At 66.4% G+C, this 18108-nt stretch carries 17 protein-coding genes and 1 other RNA gene; 8 read left to right on the forward strand and 10 right to left on the reverse strand.

The annotated features are described in order from the left end of the window. Positions 1-19: 19 nt before the first annotated feature. From ddlA to M1D97_RS01130, 5 genes are all read right to left on the reverse strand, one after another. On the reverse strand, positions 20-1123 hold the full coding sequence (gene ddlA, locus M1D97_RS01110; RefSeq protein ID WP_456268903.1) for a D-alanine--D-alanine ligase: 1104 nt from the start codon (positions 1121-1123) through the stop codon (positions 20-22). Between the two features lie 86 nt (positions 1124-1209). Next, positions 1210-2262: a glycosyltransferase family 4 protein gene (locus M1D97_RS01115; RefSeq protein ID WP_456268904.1), complete on the reverse strand. Its 1053-nt coding sequence runs from the start codon at positions 2260-2262 to the stop codon at positions 1210-1212. A 234-nt stretch (positions 2263-2496) separates the two neighbouring features. Beyond that, entirely contained in the window at positions 2497-3306 is an 810-nt protein-coding gene (locus M1D97_RS01120; RefSeq protein WP_456268905.1) for a glycosyltransferase family 2 protein, read from the reverse strand. Next, positions 3303-4040 (reverse strand): DUF3413 domain-containing protein, encoded by a 738-nt coding sequence (locus M1D97_RS01125; RefSeq protein WP_456268906.1) that lies wholly within the window; start codon positions 4038-4040, stop codon positions 3303-3305. The genes M1D97_RS01120 and M1D97_RS01125 overlap by 4 nt, the downstream gene beginning before the upstream one ends. 3 nt (positions 4041-4043) lie before the next feature. Beyond that, positions 4044-4766 (reverse strand): 3-deoxy-D-manno-octulosonic acid kinase, encoded by a 723-nt coding sequence (locus M1D97_RS01130; RefSeq protein WP_456268907.1) that lies wholly within the window; start codon positions 4764-4766, stop codon positions 4044-4046. Here M1D97_RS01130 and M1D97_RS01135 point away from each other — a divergent pair. Genes M1D97_RS01135 through waaA form a run of 3 tightly spaced genes read left to right on the forward strand, consistent with a single transcriptional unit; the run spans position 4765 to position 8628 of the window. Next, complete coding sequence (locus tag M1D97_RS01135; RefSeq protein WP_456268908.1) at positions 4765-5868, forward strand: glycosyltransferase family 9 protein; 1104 nt, start codon at positions 4765-4767, stop codon at positions 5866-5868. The two genes, M1D97_RS01130 and M1D97_RS01135, sit on opposite strands and share 2 nt — an antisense overlap. Then, complete coding sequence (gene hldE, locus M1D97_RS01140; RefSeq protein WP_456268909.1) at positions 5858-7309, forward strand: bifunctional D-glycero-beta-D-manno-heptose-7-phosphate kinase/D-glycero-beta-D-manno-heptose 1-phosphate adenylyltransferase HldE; 1452 nt, start codon at positions 5858-5860, stop codon at positions 7307-7309. Before M1D97_RS01135 ends, hldE begins: the two co-directional genes overlap by 11 nt. Before the next feature lie 8 nt (positions 7310-7317). Beyond that, entirely contained in the window at positions 7318-8628 is a 1311-nt protein-coding gene (gene waaA / locus M1D97_RS01145) for a lipid IV(A) 3-deoxy-D-manno-octulosonic acid transferase (protein ID WP_456268910.1), read from the forward strand. Here waaA and M1D97_RS01150 read toward each other — a convergent pair. After that, positions 8625-8966 (reverse strand): hypothetical protein, encoded by a 342-nt coding sequence (locus tag M1D97_RS01150; protein ID WP_456268911.1) that lies wholly within the window; start codon positions 8964-8966, stop codon positions 8625-8627. The two genes, waaA and M1D97_RS01150, sit on opposite strands and share 4 nt — an antisense overlap. A 254-nt stretch (positions 8967-9220) precedes the next feature. Next, positions 9221-9910, reverse strand: a complete 690-nt coding sequence (gene rpiA, locus M1D97_RS01155; protein WP_456268912.1) for a ribose-5-phosphate isomerase RpiA — start codon at positions 9908-9910, stop codon at positions 9221-9223. Between the two features lie 193 nt (positions 9911-10103). Between rpiA and ilvA the strand changes: the two genes are divergently transcribed. Further along, positions 10104-11618, forward strand: coding sequence for a threonine ammonia-lyase, biosynthetic (ilvA, locus tag M1D97_RS01160; protein ID WP_456268913.1), 1515 nt, complete (start codon positions 10104-10106; stop codon positions 11616-11618). A gap of 363 nt (positions 11619-11981) precedes the next feature. Here ilvA and M1D97_RS01165 read toward each other — a convergent pair whose 3' ends face one another. The 3 genes from M1D97_RS01165 to M1D97_RS01175 form a co-directional block, all read right to left on the reverse strand. After that, positions 11982-12602 carry a 5-formyltetrahydrofolate cyclo-ligase gene (locus M1D97_RS01165; RefSeq protein WP_456270246.1) on the reverse strand — a complete coding sequence of 207 codons (621 nt, stop codon included), beginning with the start codon at positions 12600-12602 and terminating at the stop codon, positions 11982-11984. A gap of 131 nt (positions 12603-12733) precedes the next feature. Further along, a non-coding RNA gene (gene ssrS / locus M1D97_RS01170) (6S RNA) lies at positions 12734-12916 on the reverse strand. 53 nt (positions 12917-12969) lie between these two features. Further along, positions 12970-13269 (reverse strand): cell division protein ZapA, encoded by a 300-nt coding sequence (locus M1D97_RS01175; RefSeq protein WP_456268914.1) that lies wholly within the window; start codon positions 13267-13269, stop codon positions 12970-12972. Between the two features lie 214 nt (positions 13270-13483). Here M1D97_RS01175 and M1D97_RS01180 point away from each other — a divergent pair, with 214 nt between their 5' ends. The 4 genes from M1D97_RS01180 (at position 13484) to M1D97_RS01195 (ending at position 18003) form a co-directional block, all read left to right on the forward strand. Then, positions 13484-14113, forward strand: coding sequence for a UPF0149 family protein (locus tag M1D97_RS01180; RefSeq protein ID WP_456268915.1), 630 nt, complete (start codon positions 13484-13486; stop codon positions 14111-14113). Between the two features lie 143 nt (positions 14114-14256). Beyond that, positions 14257-15528 carry a Xaa-Pro aminopeptidase gene (gene pepP, locus M1D97_RS01185; RefSeq protein ID WP_456270159.1) on the forward strand — a complete coding sequence of 424 codons (1272 nt, stop codon included), beginning with the start codon at positions 14257-14259 and terminating at the stop codon, positions 15526-15528. Then, a complete protein-coding gene (ubiH, locus tag M1D97_RS01190; RefSeq protein ID WP_456268916.1) occupies positions 15525-16721 on the forward strand; it encodes a 2-octaprenyl-6-methoxyphenyl hydroxylase in 1197 nt (398 codons plus the stop codon). Before pepP ends, ubiH begins: the two co-directional genes overlap by 4 nt. A 40-nt stretch (positions 16722-16761) precedes the next feature. Then, positions 16762-18003 carry a UbiH/UbiF/VisC/COQ6 family ubiquinone biosynthesis hydroxylase gene (locus M1D97_RS01195; protein ID WP_456268917.1) on the forward strand — a complete coding sequence of 414 codons (1242 nt, stop codon included), beginning with the start codon at positions 16762-16764 and terminating at the stop codon, positions 18001-18003. Positions 18004-18108: the final 105 nt, after the last annotated feature.

The raw sequence follows: 18108 nt of genomic DNA on the forward strand, positions 1-18108 counted from the left end.
TCCGGACCCGGGCGAGCCGTCAGTCGTGGCGGTCGCTGTCCAGCGCGCGGTCCTGCTCATGGCGCTCGAGCGCCAGCTCGATCAAACGCGTGACCAGCGCCGGATAGCTCAGACCGCCGGCCTGCCAGAGCTTCGGGTACATGCTGATGCGGGTAAAGCCGGGCAGGGTGTTGACCTCGTTGATGATCACCCGGTTATCCGGCGTGAGAAATACATCCACCCGCGCCAGCCCCGCGCACTCCAGCGTCTTGAAGGCCTCGAGCGCGATGCGGCGAATCTCGTCGCTGGCGGTGTCATCAATGTCGGCGGGAACGGCCACGGCCGCCCCGGCGTCGCTGATGTATTTGGTGTCGTAGGAGTAGAAGCCGTCATCATTGATGATGATTTCGCCGCACGGGCTCGCCTCGATGTCGTCATTGCCGAGGATCGCGCACTCGATCTCGCGACCCTGAACGGCGGACTCGACCAGCACCTTGTGGTCAAACGACAGCGCCAGCGCCAGCGCCCTTTCAAGCTCTGCGGCACCGGTGACCCGACTGACCCCCACCGAGGAGCCCTGGTTGGCCGGCTTGACGAACAGCGGCGTGCCCAGCTGCTCGCGCAGGGCGTCAAAGTCGGCTTCGGCGGCGCTCTGGCGGGTCAGGGTGACAAAGGGGGCCACGGCCAGACCCGCATCGCGCAGCAGACGCTTGGTCACATCCTTGTCCATGCTCACCGCCGAGCCCAGCACGCCGCTGCCGACGAAGGGCAGGTTGGCCATGCGCAGAAGCCCCTGCAGCGAGCCGTCCTCGCCGAGGGTGCCGTGCACGATGGGAAAGACCACATCGAGCTGCTCGAGCGCCGCCTGCCGATCGATTTCGATCAGCTGCGCCTGTTCACGACCGGGCATGACGACCAGATCGCGCTGTGAATGGTGCAGGGCGATGCGGGCCGGGTCATCGGCATGGACCAGGTAGTGGTCGGCGTCGTTGACGTGCCACTGCCCCTGTTTGTCGATGCCGATCAGCGTCACCTCAAAGCGCTCGCGATCAAGGGCATCGACGATGTTGCGGGCGGACTGCAGCGACACTTCATGCTCGGCCGATTTGCCGCCAAAGATGACCCCAACCCTGATTTTTTCCATGACCACTCCCGATGTGCCGTCGTCTTCAGTGCGCGCATGATGCCATGTTCAGACGCTGCTGTGCGTGTTCGGCGCGCGCGAAGGGCTCAGGCGCTGTCGGTCCCGAGCAGCTGTGCATAGAGGGCGCGGTAGCGGCTCGCCATGGTCTCGGGGGTGAAGGCTTCCAGCCGCTGACAGGCGCCGCGGGCCAGGCGTTCGCCGCGAGCGGGGTCATCCCTGAGCGCCAGCACCGCCTCATGGAGGGCATCGGCATCGTCGGGCGGGATCAGCATGCCGCTTTCATTGTTGATGACAATATCGGGGATGCCATCCACGTCACTGGCAATGATCGGCACTTCGGCATCCATGGCGTCCAGCAGCGTCGAGCCCAGCCCTTCATTGCGCGACGGAAAGACAAACAGGTCCATGGCGGCCAGATAGTCGCCCACGTTGGACTGAAAGCCTTCCCAGATGATGTTGTCGAGCCCCTCGCTTTCACGCTTGAAGCGCTCTTCGTCCTCGCCGCTGCCCAGCATCAGGAACACGATATCGGGATGCGTGTCGGCCAGCCGACGGGCGGTTTCGATGATCAGGCTCTGCCCCTTGTGGCGATCCACCAGCGCGCCCGCATGGCCGACCACATAGCGGCCCTCGAAGCGGCTTTTCAGCGTCTCGACCACGGTGGTATTGCGGGTGAAGTGCGACAGGGCGCTGGGGATGCGCGTCACCGGGCACCAGCGGCGCGCCTCGAGATGCGCCTCGATGGGCGACGAGATCGCCACTGCGGTGGCCGCGCTGCCATAGGTTCGGCGGTTGAACCACTTGTCCCTGACCGGCTGCGGCACGCGCCGGGTGAGAATATAGAGCGTGCGGCGCAGCTTCGAGTGCCACCAGGCCCAGTGAACGGCGTGGGCCTCGTGGGCATGGACCAGATCCACCGCCGGCGTGACCTTGTGGCCGGACCACATCCGCCGGGCGGTGACGAGGTTCAGCCCTTCGACACCGGACAGGGCGTGGCGCAGCGGGGAGTCCCGGCGACACACCAGCGTCTGGGGTATGTCGTGGGCGGCCAGCTGCTCGATCAGCAGCTGGGTCTGGCGCTCGCCGCCGCGAAAGTCTCGCGCCAGATTGACGTGACAGATATGCAAGGAATCACTCACCTGTGAAGGAATCGAGGTACCAAGGGTGATGCATGAAGTGGCCGGGCGGCCAGCAGGCTCTGCCTGAAAAGTGCCTGCGCTCGACAATACGGCGTTAAAAATTGACTCAGAATACTCATTTACACCCCGTAAACTCCGTTTCTTCGCCAATTTTTGCCTTGTCTTGTCTTCGCTCACCGACTTTTCAGACAGAACCTGGGTCAGCAAACACCGTCAGTGGCGGGGCTTCAGGGGCTACCAGACCCGATTGAAGTCTTCGCGCTCGCGTACCTGCGGGTCGCGCTGAAATTCCAGCAGCTTGGCGTACTTCAGATAGGCATTGATGCCGGCCGACAGCGACACCGACAGCCCGTCCAGCCCCGCCATGAAGCCGCGCTGAAACAGGTACTTGCGCAAGAAGGCGTTGGCACCGTGGATAAACGGTGAGCAAGCGTTCACTTTCTTGCCCTTGAGATACATGATCTTGGCCGCGCGGGTGGAAAACCGCCCCCCGGCCTTGGTGAAAAGCTCTGCCAGATTGGCAAAGGAGTAGTGCTCGATATCGGCGTCCAGCTCGTGGGGGCTTTGCGCCTGAACGCTTGAGTGCTGGCGCGAGTCGGAAAAGGCCGTGCGCTCGCGATCAAACAGGCGCAGGCAGTAGTCGGGATACCAGCCGCAGCGCTTCACCCAGCGTGAGCCGATGAAATTGCGCCGGCGCAGGGCGAAGCCGTCATGGCCCGTGTCGGCAAGCGCCAGCGCGTTGATGGCGGCGACCGCCTCGTCGGTGAGGCGCTCATCGGCGTCCAGCGACAGCACCCAGCGGTGCGTGGCGGCCTTCGGGCCGACGTTTTTCTGCGGGCCGTCGCCCAGATAGGGCTGCTCGATGACCCGGGCCCCCACGGCCCGGGCCAGTGCGCCGGTGTCATCCACCGAGCCCGAATCCACCACGATCAGCTCGTCGCAGACGCGGCCCAGCGAGGCCAGACAGGCCTCGATGTTCGCCGCTTCATTGAGCGTGATGACCACGCCGGTGATCGGCGGGCGTGCGGCACCGGTCGTGGTCATGGCGTCTCCTCGGTGCCGTCCGGGGTGCCGGTGGTATCGCGGCGGGTCGGGTCGACGCTGTCATCGATGGTGGGGCCGTCGTTCCGGTGGCGCCGGGTGGCCGCCTCGCGGGCCTCGGGCACGGGTGTGGCCGGCTCGCCCATCAGGGCCTGGCGATCAGCCTCCTGCGGATGCAGCACGGCCGTCTGGTCGGTATCGGTGGCGATATCGATGCCCACGCTTGCCATCAGAAGCACCGGCATCAGGATCACCAGACTCCACACCGGGGAGGTGATGCGCCGCGCGCGTGCCATGATGCGCCAGGCGAGCCACAGTTCGACCAGCGCGATCAGCACCACGCCGCCGCCGGTCAGGCCCCACTGGAGGGGGGACAGGTCAGGGGTATCATCGCCTGACAGCGCCACCAGGTGGGCGCCGGTGGCGGCAAACAGCTGGGTATCGGCAAACAGGGCGCCCAGCCCCAGCGTGCCCAGCACGGCGCAGGGCCAGATCAGCAGGCGGCGCTTTAAAAACAGCGACAACAGCGCCGGCAGCAGCCAGAGCGCCACGGCCAGGGTGCCGAAGCTGCCCAGCCAGGCGCAGATTAGCCAGACGATGCCGAGCGCCTCCCCGGGCATGTCGATGATCGGCAGATAGCGCAGCGACAAAAGCCAGACAAATATCAGATTGAACAGGGCAAAAAAGGCCGTGGCGCGCAGTCGAAACCGCAGGGAATCTTCACTTGAACGAGGCATGATCTAACTCGATTGGTATCCGTGGTTGATGGGGGCCATGAGGGTGGCGGCCTGCCCGGGGGCAAACTTTTCCAGAGAACGCTCAAGCCGTGCAAGATTGCCGGTTTGCCAGCGCCCGCTCGAGCGCAGGCGGCAGCGGTCCAGATCGATCAGCCAGGGGGTATTGTGACCGTCGATCAGGATGTTGCGGGCATTGAGATCAACATGGTCGAGGCCGGCGTCGTGAAAGCGGCGGATCATGCGGCCACACGCCGTTAAAAGCCCGTCGTGGCGCGTGGCGGCATCGGGGGCCTGTACCAGTGATGCCAGGGCCCGGGCGCCCTCGATGTACCGGGTGATCAGCGCGGCCTGATAGACCATGCCGGTACGCCAGACGCAGGCGCCGATAGGGGGCGGCACCGGCAGCCCGCGATCAAGCAGGGTGGCCAGCAGGCGGCATTCGCGAAAGGCGCGGTTGCGCTCAGCGCCCGTCCAGACATAATGCTCGGCACTGAGGCGTGCCACAACACCGCCACGGCGATAGTGACGCAGCACCCACGTCTGATCACCGGCGCGCACGAACAGGCTCTCACCGCGCCCCGGCGCCTGGTCGATGACGGCATCACGCGCGTGCCACCAGTCGACGGTGAAGTGTTCGGGCTCAAGCGCCGGCCGGCCGGTTTGTGGGGCCGTTTGAGCATCATATAGAATGTGCGCATTCGCTTTTCGGGACGTAATCATCCGCATGAAGCATCCTTTGCCCGCGCGACCCGCGCATATCTGTGTATTGCGGTTATCCGCCCTCGGCGATGTCTGCAATCTCGTACCGACCGTTCGGGCGTTGCAGCGCCAGTGGCCCGGGGCCCGGATCACCTGGATCATCGGCCGGGCGGAGCACAGTTTACTGGCCGGCCTCCCCGGGGTCGAGTTCATGGTCTACGACAAGGCCACGGGCCTTGCCGGCATGCGCAGACTCTGGCGCGAGCTGCGCGACACGCGCTTTGACGTGCTGCTGCACATGCAGCAGTCCATCCGCGCCAGTCTCCTCTCGCTGGGGCTGAAGGCCGATATTCGTCTGGGCTATGACCGCGCCCGCGCCAAGGACTGGCAGACCTGGTTCACCAACCGCCAGCTCACGCCCCATCCGAAGGCGCACGTGCTCGAATCCTTCATGGACTTCGCCCGCGAACTCGGCGTGGAAGATGACCGGCTCGAGTGGGGCATCCCGCTGCCGGAGACCGCCCGCGACGAGGCGCGTGAGTTTCTGGACGGCCGTCAGGCGCTGGTGATCAGTCCGTGCGCCAGTCCGCGGCTGCGCAACTTTCGCAACTGGTCGGCCGAGGGCTACGCCGCCGTGATCGATCACGCCTGGCGTCGCCACGGCCTGACCACCTTTCTGACCGGCGGCACCAGCGCCCAGGAGCTCGAGATGTGCGAGCGCATCGCCGACGGCGTCAGCGAGGCCGAGCCGGTCAATCTGCTGGGGCGTACCTCGCTCAAGGGGTTGCTGGCAATCATCGACGAGGCGCGCATGGTCATTGCGCCCGACTCCGGGCCGGTGCACATGGCCAATGCCATGAACACGCCGGTGCTGGGGCTCTTTGCTACCACCAACCCCGAGCGTGCGGCGCCCTGGTGCTGGCGCGAGCACGTCGTCAATCGCTATCCCGATGCCGTGACCACCTATCTGCACAAGTCACCGGACGAGATCGTCTGGGGCACCCGCGTTCGCCATGAGGATGCGATGTCACTGATTACCTTTGATGATGTCATCAACCGGCTCGATGCCCTGCTGGCGCTGACCGCCGACCACGACAGGGCTGCCGGGAGCGTGCGCCATGATGTTTGATCCCGCAATGCTCGGCCGGGCCCGGGTGCTGGTGGTGGGCGACGTGATGCTTGATCGCTACTGGCACGGCCCCACCTCGCGCATCTCGCCCGAGGCGCCGGTGCCGGTGGTACGCGTCGATGACAGCGAGGATCGCCCGGGCGGGGCGGCCAACGTGGCGCTCAATATTGCCGCGCTGAAGGCAGGGGTGACGCTGTCCGGGCTGATCGGCTGCGACGACAACGCCGCTATCCTGGACGATCTGCTGGCCCGCGCCGGCATCGCCTCGCGCTTTCAGCGCAGCGCCGGAATTCCCACCATCACCAAGCTGCGCGTGATGAGCCGCAACCAGCAGCTGATCCGGCTGGATTTCGAATCCTCCCTCGAGGGCGTCGATACCGATGGGCTGACGGCGCAGGTCGAGGCGGCGCTGGCCGACACCGACCTGATGATCCTGTCCGACTACGGCAAGGGCACGCTGTCGCAGGTGCAGACGCTGATCGAGGCCGGCAGACGGGCCGGCAAGCGGGTGCTGATCGACCCCAAGGGCAGCGATTTTCACCGCTACCGCGGGGCCAGCATCATCACCCCCAACCTCAGCGAGTTCGAGACCGTGGTGGGGCGCTGCCACACCGAGGAGGCGCTGACCGCGCGCGGCGAGGCGCTGCGCGCCGAGCTCGAGCTCGAGGCGCTGTTGATCACCCGCAGCGAGCGCGGCATGACGCTGATTCGCGAAGGCCTGCCGCCGCTGCACCTGCCGACCCGGGCGCAGGAAGTCTTTGATGTGACCGGTGCCGGCGACACGGTCATCGGCGTGCTGGGGCTGGCGCTGGCGGCCGGCCAGGGCCTGCCGGATGCCATGGCACTGGCCAATCTGGCGGCCGGCGTGGTGGTGGCCAAGCCCGGCACCGCCACGGTATCGGTCGAGGAGGTCGAGGCGGCGCTGAATGCCGACCACGGCGTGGCGGCCGGCCACGGGGTGATCGATGCCGATACCCTGACGGCGGCCGTACGCGGCGCCCAGGCCCGCGGCGAGCGCATTGTCATGACCAACGGCTGCTTTGATCTGCTCCATGCCGGCCACGTGAGCTATCTCGAGCAGGCCCGCGCCCAGGGGGACCGGCTGATCGTGGCGGTCAACGATGACGCCTCGGTGAGGCGCCTCAAGGGCGAAGGCCGGCCGATCACACCGCTCGAGCACCGTCTGGCGGTGCTGGCCGGACTGCGCGCGGTGGACTGGGTCGTGCCCTTTGGCGAGGACACGCCGGCGGCACTGATCGAGCGCGTGCTGCCGGATGTGCTGGTCAAGGGCGGTGACTACCGCGTCGAGGAGATCGCCGGCGGCGAGGCCGTGATGGCCAACGGTGGCGAAGTCCGGGTGCTGGGCTTCGAGGAGGGACTGTCCACCTCCGGGACCATCAGCGCGATCGTCTCGCGCACCGCTCGCCGCGAACAGGAGTAGATCGCCCCGTGGGACGACGCCTTTATTCTGCGCTGTTGTATGCGCTCTCGCCGCTGATCTGGCGTCGCCTGCGCCGCGAACATCTCCCCGATCACCCGCGCGGGGAGCGGCTGGGCCGCATCCCGGACTATCACGATGAGCGGGTGCTGTGGGTCCATGCGGCCTCCGTGGGGGAGGTGATCACCGCGCGGCCGCTGATCCGCTCGCTGATCGATGACTATCCCGAGCATCGGGTGATCGTGACCACCATGACCGCCACCGGCGCACGCCAGGTGCAGACGCTGTTCGGCGATCTGGTCACCCACCACTTCGTGGCGCTGGATTTTCCCGGCGCTACCCGGCGCTTCGTGGCGCGTCTCGATCCCGAAATCGCCATCATCGTTGAAACCGAGATCTGGCCCAACCTGATTCATGCCTGTGCGATGGCCGGCATCCCGGTCACCATCGTCAACGGCCGTATTACCGAGCGCGGCTTTGCCCGCTACCAGCGCTTTTCAAGGCTGATGGCCGAGGCGATCCGCCGGCTGGCCTGGGTGGGCGCCAAGTCCGCCGAGGACGCCAAGCGCTTTCGCGCCCTGGGCGTGTCGGCCCGACGGCTCAACGTGACCGGCGCGCTCAAGTTTGATCAGCACATCGATGACAGCGTCTTCGACGCGGCCGAGGCGCTGCGCGAGGCGATCGGTGATCGTCCGGTGTGGGTGGCGGGCTCGACCCACGAGGGCGAGGAGGCGCAGCTTCTTGCCGCGCATGCGCGCGTGCTGGCCCGCTTTCCCGACGCCCTGCTGATTCTGGTGCCGCGCCATCCCCAGCGCTTTGACGAGGTTGCCGGGCTCTGTGCTGACCGGGGGATGTCGACGGTGCGCCGCAGCGAGGAGACGCCCATCGAGGCGAGCACGCAGGTGTATCTGGGCGACACCATGGGCGAGCTGACGATGCTCTACGCCGCCGGGGATATCGCCTTCGTGGGCGGGTCACTGGTGGATATCGGTGGCCATAATCTGCTCGAGCCGGCCGCGCTCGGCCTGCCCGTGGTGAGCGGCCCGTCGCTGTCGAGTCTGGGCGATGTGGTCGCAACCCTGGATGCGGCCCATGCCCGGGTCGAGGTGGACAGCGCCGATCGGCTGGGCGAGACGCTGGTGTCGCTGCTGCAGGACGAGACGCGCCGGGAGGCGCTGGGTCGCAATGCCCGGGCGGTGGTGGACGCCAACCGCGGGGCGCTGGGGCATACCCGGGACTATCTGGGACGGCTGATCCGGGCCCGCGAACTGCACGAGCCCTGGCCGCTGGCCGATGAGCGCCCGCCCGGCAGCAAACGCTAGCGGGTCAGTCGCGACGCCTGATGCCAGCCATGCCGGCGGGCGTGCTGGCCCAGATGGGTGGCCAGCCGCGTGCAGGTATCGCCCATGGGACGGCCGGGGGTGATGATGGTGGTTCGACACATCAGCGTGTACTGACGACGCTCGACGTTGAACCAGACGCTCATCAACGGCCTGACGATGTTGCCGCTTACCCGTTCGAAATAGAGGGAATAATCCGCACCCCTGATCCGCAGGCCCTCGATCTCCAGGGCGTCACAGGTATCGACCAGCGCCCGACGCAGCTGGTGCAGCGAGGCCGGGGCATACGCCGGTACGGAAATACCACTGCTTTGTCGCATGCGACCCCTCCCTGTCATTGTGATGGATGCGATACGAAACGCCCGATGACCGCCCGTGGTCAGCCATGACGTGAGCCGGTCATGACATGCCGGGTCGGCCGCAGAGCGCCCGTGTCGGCCCCTGTCCTGTGCAGGGTAGTCGCAGCGTGCAGATCATAGTGCCAGGAGAGGGTAATGTTCTGCAGCAAAAGCGTGAAGGCGTGTTGCGCAAGGGTAATGCGCCGTGAGTCATGGGTAACTCACGGCGTGGCGGGTCACTGGCGATCCGGGGCCAGTCGCTGAACGCCGTCGGCGGTGCCCAGCAGCAAAAGGTCAGCGCCGCGATGGGCAAACAGCCCGTTGGTCACGACGCCAGCGATCTGATTGATGCGCGTTTCCATGTCCCGGGCATCATCGATGAGCCGATCATAGAGATCGATGATCTGGTTGCCGTTGTCGGTCACCACGCCCTGGCGATAGACGGGGCTGAAACCCAGCGCGACCATCTGGCGGGCCACATACGAGCGCGCCATGGGGATGACCTCGATGGGCAGCGGAAAGCCGCCCAGCTGGCGGACGTACTTGGAGCCGTCGGCAATGCAGACAAACCGCGAGGCGCAGGCCGCCACGATCTTCTCCCGGGTCAGGGCCGCGCCGCCGCCCTTGATCATGGCGAAATCATTATCGATTTCGTCGGCGCCGTCGACATAGACGCTCAGCGTCCCCGCCTGATTGAGATCAAACACCTCGATGCCGGCGGCCGTCAGCCGGCGCTCGGTTTCCGTGGAACTGGCCACGGCGCCGGCAAAGTCGTCGCGCAGCGGGGCGAGGGCCTCGATAAAGCAGTTGACGGTCGACCCCGAGCCCACGCCCAGCACGGTGTCGCGGGTCAATTCCGGACGTATCTCTTCCACTGCCGCCTGTGCCACCGCCTGCTTGAGCGTCGACTGGTCCTGGGATGTCATGGTGTCTCCGAATCTGATGATGTTCTACCGCGGCCCATCAAGCGTATCATGGCGATCATCACGGACACTGTCGATCACTGCATGTGCTGTTCCCGCCTCGCCGGTCGATGTTTCACGTGAAACAGCGCCTGCGGATGTCATGCAGCCCGGTGTCCTCGAGCGTCGCCCCCAAGTCACTGCCCAGGGTACAAGAATGCTGGAAGCCTACGCCAAGAGAATCCTTCAGGCCCGCGTCTACGAAGCCGCCGTCGAGACGCCCATCTCCGAGATGCCGCAGATGTCCGGGCGCCTCGACAACCATGTGCTGCTCAAGCGCGAGGACCTGCAGCCGGTCTACTCCTTCAAGATTCGGGGCGCCTATAACTGCATGGCGCAGCTGAACGCCGATCAGCGTGCGAAGGGTGTCATTACCGCCTCGGCGGGCAACCACGCCCAGGGCGTGTCGATGGCCGCCAAACGCATGGGCATTCACGCCACCATCGTGATGCCGCGCATTACGCCGGAGATCAAGGTGGCGGCCGTACGAGCGCGCGGCGCGACGGTGGTCCTCGAGGGCGATGCCTTCAACGATGCGCTGACCCATGCGCAGGCGCTGATGGAAGAGCACGGCTACGCCTGGATTCCGCCCTTCGATCATCCGGACGTGATTGCCGGACAGGGCACGGTGGCCATGGAGATCCTGCGCCAGCGCCAGGGGCCGATCGATGCGGTTTTCGTACCGGTCGGCGGCGGCGGTTTGCTGGCGGGCATGGCGGCCTACATCAAGTATCTGCGTCCGGACATTCGGGTGATCGGCGTGGAGCCCGAGGACGCGGCCTGTCTCAAGGCGGCGCTGGAGGCCGGCGAGCGGGTGACGCTCGACAGGGTGGGCCTGTTCGCCGAGGGCGTGGCCGTCTCCCGGATCGGTGAGGCGCCGTTCGAGATCCTGCGCCATCACGTCGATGAGGTGATCACCGTCAACACCGATGAGATGTGCGCGGCGGTCAAGGACATCTTCGAGGACACCCGCGCGGTGTCGGAGACCTCCGGGGCGCTGTCGCTGGCCGGTCTCAAGAAGTATGCCCAGCGTGATGAGGTACAGGGGCAGACCCTGATCGCGATCAATTCGGGCGCCAACCTCAACTTTGATCGGCTCCAGCACATTGCCGAGCGCACCGAGTTCGGCGAGCAGCGCGAGGCCATTTTTGCGGTGACCATTCCCGAGCGGCCCGGCAGCTTCAAGGCGTTTTGCCAGACGCTGGGGCAGCGCATGGTGACCGAGTTCAACTATCGCTATGCCGATGGGGAGCAGGCCCATATCTTTGTGGGGGTGCAGGTGCAGCCCGGCGGCGAGGATCGACTGGCGGTCGCCCGCCGGCTCGAGGCGGCCGGCTACAGCGTCGAGGACCTGACCGACAACGAGCTGGCCAAGCTGCATATCCGCCATCTCGGCGGCGGTCGTCCACAGGAGCCCTTCAGCGAGCGTCTCTATCGCTTTGAATTTCCGGAGCGTCCGGGCGCGCTGATGAACTTCCTCGACCATCTGCCCGAAGGGTGGAACATCTCCCTGTTTCACTACCGCAACCACGGTGCCGCCTACGGCCGGGTCCTGATCGGCATGCAGGTGCCACAGGCCGACCATGCCACCCTCGAGCAGCGCCTCGATGAGATCGGCTATCGCTATTTCCATGAAACCGACAATCCGGCCTATCGACTGTTTGTCTCCTGACAAGCGCTGCGAGGTGCGGTGACGGCCGGAATGCAACGGTATGTAATGTTGCCGGCCCCGATATTGTGCTGATTCGGCTGCGCCACTATGATGGCGCCGCTGTGGCCTCTCGGGGCCGTTCCCTCGTGCGTTCTTCTGTTGTGACGGAGCAGTAATGAGACGTAAACCCGATCTGGTCTTTACCCTGGTAGTCATTCTCGGACTGGGCGTTGTCGCCACGGGCTATGCCCAGAATGTCATGGGGTATTAGCCGCGCCGCGATCGGGCATGGCGGCGGCTGGCATCGAGGGTGTCCGGCGCGCCGCGCAGGCCTTTCCCAACGCCTCCCGCCGGAGGCGTTTCGACCCCTGCGGTCTGTCGCTGTCAGGTATCGCCGGTGCGAGGGCGCAGCACGCGCCGGTCGCTGACGATCAGGTCCAGATTGACGTCCCACGGCTGGTGCGGCAGGCGTTCGACCTGCTGACAGTGGTGCGCCACCCCGATCAGCGTCGGCCGCGGGCCGTGAGCCCGGGAGACGAAGGCGAAGGTGCGGTCATAGAAGCCGCCGCCCATGCCGAGCCGATGGCCCTGCTCATCAAAGCCCACCAGCGGCATCAGCACGACATCCAGCGCCCAGGGCGCGAGGCGTCGAATGCGCTCGCCGCTCTGGCGCAGATCGGGCTCCGTGATTCTGAAGCGATTGAGCACCATGCGGGTATCACCGCGCCAGTGCACGAACCATAGCCGGTTCTCCACCAGCGGTCTCAGCACCGGCAGATAGACCTGCTTGCCGCGCCGATGCAGCCAGTCCACCAGCGGTGTCGGGTCAATCTCGCCGTTTTCCGGCAGATACAGTGCGACGTGACGGGCCCGGCGCAGGGCGGGAAGCTGCATCAGCCGGCGCGCCAGCGACATCGATGCCAGACGCTGGGCGCGGCCATCCAGCGCGCGGCGGCGCCGGCGCAGGTCGCGTCGCAGCGCTCGACGATCGTCGGAAGCCGGCAGGGGCGTCGCCGTCGAAGCGGATAACGGGGGATGCGAAAAGCGTCGTCGGGGACGCGGGGTGCGCAACGAAAGGGCGCGGGGTCTGCGGGGACGCGATCGGCTCGCGGGGAGTGCGCAGCGCACTGACATGAGGGTTCTCCGGAGTGCCGCTGTTGTTCTGGCCCTTGAACCTACTGGTTCAAGGTGGGTGACCGCAAGTGGACCATCAGGCTTTCCGTCGCGCGGACATGCACACAGGTCCACTTATAGTGGCCCCCTGGGTATTACGCATAGGCTCGAGGGACTATAACAACTGGCGAACACCCCAGAGAACAAAGTCATTCTAACAGAACTTCCCGGGGGCTGCGCTACCCTGCGATCGGGGCGGTCAGGCGGGGCGGTTTTTGTCCAGTGCCCGTTGCAGGCGCTCGTCAAGGCCGGCAAGCTTCTCTTCCAGCTCCTGGCGGCGCTGTGTTTCATGGCGCAGTTCGTGAGTGATGTTCAACCCCGCCATCATGGCCACCTTGTCGATGCTGATGGTGCGGCCCCGATTCTGGATACCGGCCATGGCCTGATCGAAATAGCGTGCAGCCTCATGCAGCGCCTGCTCTTCGCCGGGGGCGCAGCTGACAACGAAGTTCTGACCCATCAGGGTGATTTCGGCGGTCTGACGAGGACCTTGCGGCATGACATCACTTCCGGTACGGGCCAATTTCCGGCCGTTACGCTAAGATGGTGGGCAGCCACACATGGTCCATTGCCTGAGGCCTTTGCCGGCAGACAGGCCATGTCGCTGCACTTGCAGCACCACTATAGAGAGACGACCGGGGGCGGTCAACGCGCGGCCCCCGGGCGAGAGTTCATGATTCCCGCCACGGGAACAACCACGCAAGGGATGCAGTATGCCGTCCGGTGATAACGCCCTCGATTTCGCCACCATCAGCGATATTTTTCTTGCCCATGGCAGCCTGCAGTCGCCGGCCTTCTTTGACGGCTATCTGTGCGCGCGTCTGGCGCTCGAGGATATCAGCGCCGAAGACTGGCTGGGCCAGATCTGCGCTGCGCTGGGGGTGGAAGAACCCGCCACCCGCGAAGACGGCGAGAAGCTGCTGGCATGGCGCTCGATGGCAAAGGAGCGCCTGGATGCCCAGGAGATGAGCTTCGAGCCGCTGCTGCCCGATGAGCTCTTCTCGCTGGCCGAACGGGCGCAGTCGCTGGCGCTGTGGTGTCAGGGCTTTCACGACGTCGTCGGCGAGGTGGACCCCGATCAGCGCAGTACGTGGTCGACGCCGCTGCAGGAGGGCGTCAGCGACATCGAGCAGCTCTCGCGCATTGATGACGATATCGAGGAGAGCAGCGAAAACGAAAACGACCTGTTCGCCCTGACCGAACACGCCCGCATGACGGCACTGATGCTCTATGTCGAGCAGCATCCGGGCAAGCCCGATGTCGAACAGCCCGAGCAGTCGCTCGAGGAGGGCATGAAAAACGAGGGCCTGAGCGGCGAGGGCGACGACGACACCCGCCATTGACATGCAGCGAGCAGCACCGGCCGGACGCCGAAACGCGTCATGACAGCACCGGGTACGGGAGACAGGACACAGTGACACAGGCAGAGCAGGGCACACCGGCCCCCATCACGAGCGAGGCGTATCGACAGCGCCGCGAGCGGCTGATGGCCGAGGTAGCGCCGGACAGCGCCATCCTCGTGCCGGCCGCCGGGCTGGCAGTGCGCAATCAGGACAGCGACTACCCCTTCCGTCAGGACAGCGATTTCCACTATCTCTGCGGCTTCCCCGAGCCGGATGCCTGGCTGGTGCTGCTGCCCGGGCGGGAGGCCGGCGAGAGCGTGCTGTTCTGTCAGCCCCGTGACCCGTCGGTCGAGACCTGGACGGGCAAGCGCATCGGCCCGCGCCGGGCGGTTAAAACCTGGGGGGTGGATGAGGCCTGGCCGCTGGAAGCGCGGGACGAGCAGCTGCTGGATCTGCTGGCGGGGCGCCGAACGCTCTATCTGCCGCTGGACAGTGATGCGGCGCTGTCGCTGGCCGGCGAGATGCGGGCCGGGCTCAAGGCGCGGTCGCGACGCGGGCCGCCGGCGCCCTCGAGCTACGCCGACATCAGCGTGATCCTGCACGAGCAGCGTCTGATCAAGACCGACGACGAGCTGGCTCTGATGCGCCACGCCGGCGAGATCAGCGCCCGCGCCCACGTTCGCGCCATGCAGACCGCACGACCCGGGATGTTCGAATACCAGCTGCAGGCGACGCTCGAACACGCCTTTGCCATGGAGGGCGCCCGGGCGCCGGCCTATGGCACCATCGTGGGCAGTGGCGCCAACGCCTGCATCCTGCACTACACGGAAAACGACGCGGCGATGGCCGCCGGTGATCTGGTACTTGTCGATGCCGGCGCCGAATACGACCTCTACGCCGGCGATATTACCCGCACCTTTCCGGTCAGCGGCCGTTTCAGCGAGCCGCAGCGCCAGCTTTATGAAATCGTGCTGGGGGCGCAGCAGCGTGCCCTTCGCGCCGTGCGCCCCGGCGCCACGCTCAAGGGCATCCACGACGGTGTCGTGCGTGATCTGACCGCGGGGCTGGTGGCGCTGGGGCTGGTGGAAGGGCCGGCCGAGATCGCCGTCGAACAGGGCCATTACAAGCGCTTTTATCTGCACGGCACCTCCCACTGGCTGGGGCTGGATGTGCACGATGTCGGCGCGTATCAGGTCGAGGGCGCCTCGCGGCCGCTCGCGCCCGGCATGGTGCTGACCGTCGAGCCCGGGCTCTATATTCCCGATGATCTCGACATCGCCGAGCAGTGGCGCGGTATCGGCATTCGCATCGAGGACAACGTGGTGGTCACGTCGGACGGTAGTGAGGTGTTGACCGGCGATGTGCCCAAACGGGTTCGGGAGATCGAGACACTGATGGCGCAGGCACGGACATGAGCGATACTCCGGTAGACATTGCCATTATCGGCGGCGGGCTGGTGGGGGCCAGCCTGGCCGTGGCGCTGGCACCGCTGATCGAGCGCCACCGGCTCAGGGTGGCCGTGGTCGAGGCCAGCGAGCCGGGCGCCGGGCGTGCCCAGCCCAGCTTCGACGAGCGCTCCAGCGCCATCGCCTACGGCTCCCGCGCGCATTTCGAGGCCATGGGCATCTGGTCGGCGCTGGCCCCGCGCGCCGCGCCCATTCATGACATCGAGGTCAGCCAGCGCGGCGCGCTGGGCCGTACCCGGCTGTCGCGACGGGATGTAGGCACGCCGTCGCTGGGCTATGTCCTGCCCAACGCCTTTCTGGGGCAGGTGCTGCATGAGCGACTGTCCCGCATGTCGATCGACTGGCACTGTCCGGCACGGGTCGACACCATTACGCCGGCCCCCGACGGGCACCGGCTGGTGCTGGACAGCGGCCGGTCCCTCCACGCCGGCCTGACCGTGCTGGCCGACGGCGGGCGCTCCGGACTCAAGGCGTCGCTGGGCATCGACACGGTCCGCCACGACTACGAGCAGCATGCCCTGATTGCCAATGTGGAAACGGCGCACGATCATCACGGCCGGGCCTTCGAGCGCTTTACGCAGGAAGGCGCCATGGCGCTGCTGCCGCTGACGCAGCGGCGCATGGCACTGATCTGGACGCTACCGCCGGAGAAGATCGACGCGACGCTGGCCATGAGCGATGACGTCTTTCTGCGGGCGCTGCAGGCGCGGCTGAGTACCCGGCTGGGGCGCTTTCAGCGCGTGGGCACGCGTCATGTCTATCCCCTGTCGATGTCCCGCGCCCGCGAACAGAGCCGGCCGCATCTGGCCGTGCTGGGCAACGCGGCGCACGCCATCCATCCGGTGGCGGGTCAGGGCTTCAATCTGGCGCTGCGCGGCGTGATGGACCTGAATGCGGCCATCGGGGCGGCGCTCGAGGCCGGACGAGCGCCGGGTGAGGCGGCCACCATGGCCGATTTCGAGCAGCGCCGGGCGCGCGACCGGGATCTGATCATGCAGGCCAGCGATACGCTGGTGCGCCTTTTCGGCCTCGAGCTGCCCGGCGCCGCCGGGGCGCGGGGCGCTGCCCTGGGGCTTTTCAATCTCGCCACGCCGCTCAAGCGGACGCTGATTCGTCGTGCCATGGGACTGGCACGTCATTAACCGATCATGTGGCGCCAACGATCGCCCAACGGAGTACTTCATGACGTTCGACACCGCACGGTTTGACATGGCCATCGTCGGCGCCGGGCTGGTCGGGGCCACCCTGGCGCTGGCACTGGGGCAGCAGGGGCACCGCGTGGCCCTGCTGGACGGTGGCGAGCTCTGGCAGGACTGGCAGCCGTCGCGGATCGATGCCCGCGTCAGTGCCATTACGCCGGCATCACAGCGGCTGTTGACCACCCTGGGGGTCTGGCCGGGCATCGAGCGCCGCCGCCTGAGCCCCTACGACCGGATGGCGGTATGGGACGGGGAAGGTACCGGGCACATCGATTTCAGCGCGGCGGAAGTCGGCAGCGAGGTGCTGGGTCATATCATCGAAAACGGCGTGGTTCGTGATGCGCTGCTGGAGGCGCTGGCCGCGCGGGACAACGTCACGCTCATGCCGCACGCCCGGGTCACGGCACTGTCCGACGTCGAGCATCAGAGGCGCTGTCTCACCCTGGCGGACGGTCATGCTCTGGCCGCCGATCTGGTCATCGGAGCCGATGGTGCCCGCTCGCAGATCCGTGAACTTGCCGGGCTGGGCCATCGGGAGTACGCCACCGGTCAGCGTGCCGTGGTCGCCACGGTGTGGCATGAGCATGATCACGAGGCGACGGCACGTCAGCGCTTCATGGGCACCGGGCCACTGGCCTTTCTCCCCCTGTACATCGACGGTGACCAGAAGACCTCCTCCATTGTCTGGTCGGCCGATACGACGCTGGCCGATGAGCTGATGGACATGGATGATGACGCCTTCATGCGCGCGCTCGAGTCGGGCTTCGAGCATCAGCTGGGGCGCGTCGAATGCGTCAGCCGGCGTCACGACTTTCCTTTGGTGCAGCGTCACGCCCGACGCTATGTCGACGAGGGGGTGGCGCTGGTCGGTGATGCGGCGCACAACATTCACCCGCTGGCCGGACAGGGCGTCAACCTGGGGCTGATGGACGTGGCGGTACTGGCCGAGGAGCTCGAGCGCGCGAGCCGACGCGGCGCGCCGGTGGGCGATGTCCGCATCCTGTCGCGCTATGCGCGCCGGCGCCGCGGCGACAATACGGTCATGCTGATGGCCATGGATGCCTTTCGCATCGGCTTTGGTACCGGCTGGCCGCTGGTGCGGGTACTGCGCAATCAGGGGCTGACCACCACCGGGCGCTGGCCCTGGGCGCGGCGCCTGTTGATCCAGCAGGCCATGGGGCAGCGCAGCGACCTGCCTGCGAGCATGCAGACGCCGTCGGTCTGACGGCATTACTCCTGCCACGCTTGAGCCGATGTTTCACGTGAAACCGATCCCCATACAACAAAAGGCCCGCCGATTCGGCGGGCCTTTTGCATGGTCTGCGGCGCG

It is taken from the genome of Kushneria sp. AK178 (assembly GCF_053903105.1).

Bases quoted from the DNA above. Each gene is read 5' to 3' on its own strand.
- ilvA (WP_456268913.1), top strand. From the start codon at position 10,104: ATGCTGGAAGCCTACGCCAAGAGAATCCTTCAGGCCCGCGTCTACGAA.
- M1D97_RS01120 (WP_456268905.1), bottom strand. From the start codon at position 3,306: ATGACCACGACCGGTGCCGCACGCCCGCCGATCACCGGCGTGGTCATC.
- M1D97_RS01180 (WP_456268915.1), top strand. From the start codon at position 13,484: ATGCCGTCCGGTGATAACGCCCTCGATTTCGCCACCATCAGCGATATT.
- M1D97_RS01195 (WP_456268917.1), top strand. From the start codon at position 16,762: ATGACGTTCGACACCGCACGGTTTGACATGGCCATCGTCGGCGCCGGG.
- M1D97_RS01150 (WP_456268911.1), bottom strand. From the start codon at position 8,966: ATGCGACAAAGCAGTGGTATTTCCGTACCGGCGTATGCCCCGGCCTCG.
- M1D97_RS01125 (WP_456268906.1), bottom strand. From the start codon at position 4,040: ATGCCTCGTTCAAGTGAAGATTCCCTGCGGTTTCGACTGCGCGCCACG.
- M1D97_RS01135 (WP_456268908.1), top strand. From the start codon at position 4,765: ATGAAGCATCCTTTGCCCGCGCGACCCGCGCATATCTGTGTATTGCGG.
- rpiA (WP_456268912.1), bottom strand. From the start codon at position 9,910: ATGACATCCCAGGACCAGTCGACGCTCAAGCAGGCGGTGGCACAGGCG.
- ddlA (WP_456268903.1), bottom strand. From the start codon at position 1,123: ATGGAAAAAATCAGGGTTGGGGTCATCTTTGGCGGCAAATCGGCCGAG.
- pepP (WP_456270159.1), top strand. From the start codon at position 14,257: ATGGCCGAGGTAGCGCCGGACAGCGCCATCCTCGTGCCGGCCGCCGGG.
- M1D97_RS01175 (WP_456268914.1), bottom strand. From the start codon at position 13,269: ATGCCGCAAGGTCCTCGTCAGACCGCCGAAATCACCCTGATGGGTCAG.
- ubiH (WP_456268916.1), top strand. From the start codon at position 15,525: ATGAGCGATACTCCGGTAGACATTGCCATTATCGGCGGCGGGCTGGTG.
- M1D97_RS01130 (WP_456268907.1), bottom strand. From the start codon at position 4,766: ATGCGGATGATTACGTCCCGAAAAGCGAATGCGCACATTCTATATGAT.
- hldE (WP_456268909.1), top strand. From the start codon at position 5,858: ATGATGTTTGATCCCGCAATGCTCGGCCGGGCCCGGGTGCTGGTGGTG.